1 protein-coding gene is annotated in these 626 nt (G+C 56.4%); it reads right to left on the reverse strand.

The annotated features are described in order from the left end of the window. Nucleotides 1-71: 71 nt before the first annotated feature. On the reverse strand, nt 72-626 hold a 555-nt coding region (locus AWB68_RS45920), incomplete at its 5' end, for an IS630 family transposase (protein ID WP_125483342.1).

Here is a 626-nt window from a genome sequence, read left to right on the forward strand (position 1 = left end):
TGGCGGCCTCGGCTCATCCCGTCATGATAATCGAGGCGCTTATTTATTCAATCTATTTACGGGATGTTGTACTAGTCCGTTGAACTGGATGAATCGCACCGGATGCGGCGCTTGGGGTCGGCGTACTTCCATTTCAACGGTGCGGCTTGCTTGTTGTACTGACGGATATAGCGCATGAGTTTTTTGTCGAGGTCTTTGGTGCTGGTGAACACGCCGCGCGTGATGACGTCGCGCTGAATTCGAGCAAACCAGTTCTCAACCTGATTCAGCCATGACGAATAGGTGGGTGTGTAATGCATCGTGACGTTGGGATGATCGAGCAGGAACGTCTGGACAGCCGGTGTTTTGTGGCTGCTGAGGTTGTCGCAGATCACGTGAATTTCTTGCGTGGCGCGGTGGGCCGACACAACCTCAGTGAGGAAGGCGACGAACTGGGCACTGGTGTGGCGCGATGCAGTCTTGCCCAGCACTTCGCCAGTGGCCGTGTTCAGCGCGGCGAACAAACTCAGGGTGCCATTGCGCTTGTATTCGAAGCCATGACTCTCGGCACGCCCGGGCGAGAGTGGCAACATCCGGTCCTTGCGGTCCAGCGCCTGAATCGCGGTCTTCTCGTCCACGCAAAACAC

Origin of the sequence: Caballeronia choica, assembly GCF_001544535.1 — a bacterium.
In the GTDB taxonomy this organism is placed as follows: Bacteria; Pseudomonadota; Gammaproteobacteria; order Burkholderiales; family Burkholderiaceae; genus Caballeronia; species Caballeronia choica.